The following is a 3,455-nucleotide window of genomic DNA, read 5'->3' as shown; positions in this document are numbered from 1 at the left end:
GAGACCCCGCTCGCGGCCCCGCGACGGCACGCCACGACAGGGCGCGAGCTTGCACTCACCCACCTCGAGTGCTAAACAGGACCTGGCACTCACGAGCTTCGAGTGCCAGGGCTGAGCGGCGAGGCCATCTGGCCGTCCGTCGCGGGCGTCGTCTTGGCCAGGCCATTGAACAGCCATTCCCCTGGGAGGACCCCGACACCATGCCGAAGATCATTGCCTTCGATGAGGAGGCACGGCGCGGCCTGGAGCGCGGCATGAACCAGCTGGCCGACGCCGTAAAGGTCACGCTCGGTCCGAAGGGCCGCAACGTCGTTCTGGAGAAGAAGTGGGGCGTCCCCACGATCACCAACGACGGTGTGAGCATCGCCAAGGAGATCGAGCTCGAGGATCCGTACGAGAAGATCGGTGCGGAGCTCGTCAAGGAAGTCGCGAAGAAGACGAACGACGTCGCGGGTGACGGCACCACCACCGCGACGATTCTCGCCCAGGCGCTGGTCCGTGAGGGTCTGCGCAACGTGGCGGCCGGCGCGAACCCGCTGGGTCTGAAGAAGGGCATCGAGATCGCGGTCGAACGCGTCTCGGAGGAGCTCTCCAAGCAGGCCAAGGAGGTCGAGACCAAGGAGCAGATCGCGTCCACCGCGTCCATCTCCGCGGGCGACCCCGCGATCGGCGCGCTGATCGCCGAGGCGCTGGACAAGGTCGGCAAGGAAGGCGTCGTCACCGTCGAGGAGAGCAACACCTTCGGCCTCGAGCTCGAGCTCACCGAGGGCATGCGCTTCGACAAGGGCTACATCTCGCCGTACTTCGTCACCGACGCCGACCGCCAGGAAGCCGTCCTCGACGACCCGTACGTGCTCATCGTCAACAGCAAGATCGCCGCCGTCAAGGACCTGCTCCCGCTGCTGGAGAAGGTCATGCAGGCCGGCAAGCCGCTGGCGATCATCTCCGAGGACGTCGAGGGCGAGGCCCTGGCCACCCTGGTCGTCAACAAGATCCGCGGTACCTTCAAGAGCGTCGCGGTGAAGGCCCCCGGCTTCGGTGACCGTCGCAAGGCCCTGCTCGGCGACATCGCCATCCTCACCGGTGGCCAGGTCATCTCCGAGGACGTCGGCCTCAAGCTGGAGAGCACCACGATCGACCTGCTCGGCAAGGCCCGCAAGTTCGTCGTCACCAAGGACGAGACCACCATCGTCGAAGGCGCCGGTGACCCCGACCAGATCGCCGGTCGGGTCAGCCAGATCCGCGCCGAGATCGAGAAGTCGGACTCCGACTACGACCGCGAGAAGCTGCAGGAGCGGCTGGCCAAGCTCGCCGGTGGCGTCGCAGTGATCAAGGTCGGTGCCGCGACCGAGGTCGAGCTCAAGGAGAAGAAGCACCGCATCGAGGACGCCGTCTCGAACGCGAAGGCTGCGGTCGAGGAGGGCATCGTCGCCGGCGGTGGCGTCGCGCTGCTCCAGGCGTCGGTCACGGCGTTCGAGAAGCTCGACCTCGCCGGGGACGAGGCCACCGGGGCGAACATCGTCCGGCTGGCCCTCGAGGCGCCGATCAAGCAGATCGCCTATAACAGCGGTCTCGAAGGCGGCGTCGTGGTCGACAAGGTCCGTCACCTGCCCGCCGGCCACGGCCTGAACGCGGCCACCGGCGAGTACGTCGACCTGATCGCCACCGGCATCATCGACCCGGCCAAGGTCACCCGCTCGGCGCTGCAGAACGCCGCGTCGATCGCCGGGCTGTTCCTCACCACCGAAGTCGTCATCGCCGACAAGCCGGAGAAGAACCCGGCCCCGGCGGTTCCCGGCGGCGGCGGGGACATGGACTTCTGAGTCCACGGTTCGCAGTCTGAACTGGTCGTAAGCCAGCCGGTGGCAAACCGGTCGGTGGTAGAACACAAGGGGCGGTCCCGTTTCGGGGCCGTCCCTTTGCCATGGCAGGACGAGTGGGAGTGTGCACAGCATGACTCAGACCATGCCGCCGGCGGGCTGGTATGCCGACCCTTCTGGCAAGCACCCCTTCCGTTACTGGGACGGCAGCCGGTGGACCGACCAGGTAAGTAATACCCAACCCGGGGCACCCGGCGGCGTACCCGTGCAGACCAACTACACGCCGGACCGGATCCAGCGCCAGGTGCAGGGAAACGCGGGCCTCGAACCCGTCCACGGTGGGCAGGGGACGCTCTTCACCGAACCGGTCCTCGTGGTCAACCAGAAGACCAAACTCATCGAGCTGACGAACGAGTACGCCGTGTTCGACCAGTCCGGGAACCAGATCGGATCGGTCGTGGAAGTCGGTCAGAGCACCGTCAAGAAAGCGGTGCGGTTGGTCAGCTCACTCGATCAGTTCTTCACCCACCGCCTTGAGGTCCGCGACAGTGCCGGTGTTCCCCATCTCACCCTGACCCGACCGGCGAAGGTCTTCAAGTCGCGGGTGATCGTATCTCGGCCGGACGGATTCGAGATCGGCACAATCGTCCAGCAGAACGTCTTCGGAAAGATCCGCTTTGCCCTGCAGAGCGCCGGCACCCCCATCGGGATGATCAAAGCAGAGAACTGGCGGGCGTGGAACTTCTCGATCGTCGACCATACCGACACCGAGATTGCCCGGGTGACCAAGACCTGGGAAGGACTGGCCCGGACGCTGTTCACCACGGCCGACAACTATGTCGTGCAGATCCACCGACCCCTTGCCGACCCCCTGCGCAGCCTGGTGGTCGCCTCCGCGCTGACCATCGATACCGCTCTCAAACAGGACTCCCGCGGCCTCGGCTGAGCGCGGGCCACAGACCACAGAATCTGGTCGCCGAGGGTGAAGGTTTCGACAGTCGCAGCTGGAAGCGGCACCATTACTGGCGTGATCCAGCCTGGTTCCGCGCCACGCTCGCGCCGCCCCACCATGGTGCTGCCCACCCCCCCGCTCACCGTCGCAGACCTCGACGAGTTCGGCCTTGAGGATCCGCGCTTCGACCTCATCGACGGGATGTGCCTGGTCCGTGCGTGGCCGACGCCGCTGGAGACCAGGGTGACCAAGCGTCTCGTCCGGCTACTCGTCGAGGTGACCCCCGCGCACATGCGCGTCCACACCCGGGGGGTGAGCCTTCGGATCGAGCCCCGAAGCGAGATCGTTCCCGACATCATCGTCGCGGCGGCGGGCGACGACGACCGTCCCCGCCGCATCACGGACCTGCCCCTGCTGGTCGTGGAGGTCGCCGAGCTCAGCAACCGGCGCTACGACCGGACCCTGAAGTTCGACGTCTATCGCGACCGCGGCGTCCCCAGCTGCTGGCTGGTCGACCCCGACACCCCGGCTATCGACGCCTACGATCTCGTCAACGGAGCCTATGTTCAGGTCGGGTCCGCGACCGGGCAGCAGGAACTCAGCGTGACCAGCCCGGTCGCCTGCACGATCATCCCGGCAACCCTGATCGACCCCCCGCATCCAGAGTGACGCCTCCCGCCGGA

General features: G+C 66.6%; 3 protein-coding genes. All 3 read left to right on the top strand.

Annotated elements, in window-relative coordinates; all coding sequences use genetic code 11:
- Window positions 1-200 precede the first annotated feature (200 nt).
- The 3 genes from groL to U9980_RS10020 all read left to right on the top strand — a co-directional run bounded on the left by groL (window position 201) and on the right by U9980_RS10020 (window position 3,441).
- Entirely contained in the window at window positions 201-1,823 is a 1,623-nt protein-coding gene (groL, locus tag U9980_RS10030) for a chaperonin GroEL (RefSeq protein WP_322767672.1), read from the top strand.
- Between the two features lie 130 nt (window positions 1,824-1,953).
- The gene (locus tag U9980_RS10025; protein ID WP_322767671.1) at window positions 1,954-2,766 is read left to right on the top strand and encodes a phospholipid scramblase-related protein; all 813 of its coding nucleotides are present in this window, start codon (window positions 1,954-1,956) and stop codon (window positions 2,764-2,766) included.
- A 36-nt stretch (window positions 2,767-2,802) separates the two neighbouring features.
- A complete protein-coding gene (locus U9980_RS10020) occupies window positions 2,803-3,441 on the top strand; it encodes a Uma2 family endonuclease (protein WP_322767670.1) in 639 nt (212 codons plus the stop codon).
- Window positions 3,442-3,455: the final 14 nt, after the last annotated feature.

Origin of the sequence: Protofrankia sp. Cr1 (assembly GCF_963555865.1) — a bacterium.
Taxonomy (GTDB): domain Bacteria; phylum Actinomycetota; class Actinomycetes; order Frankiales; family Frankiaceae; genus Protofrankia.
Note: the sequence above shows the minus strand (reverse complement) of the source record. Positions and strands in the feature narration are given on the sequence as shown.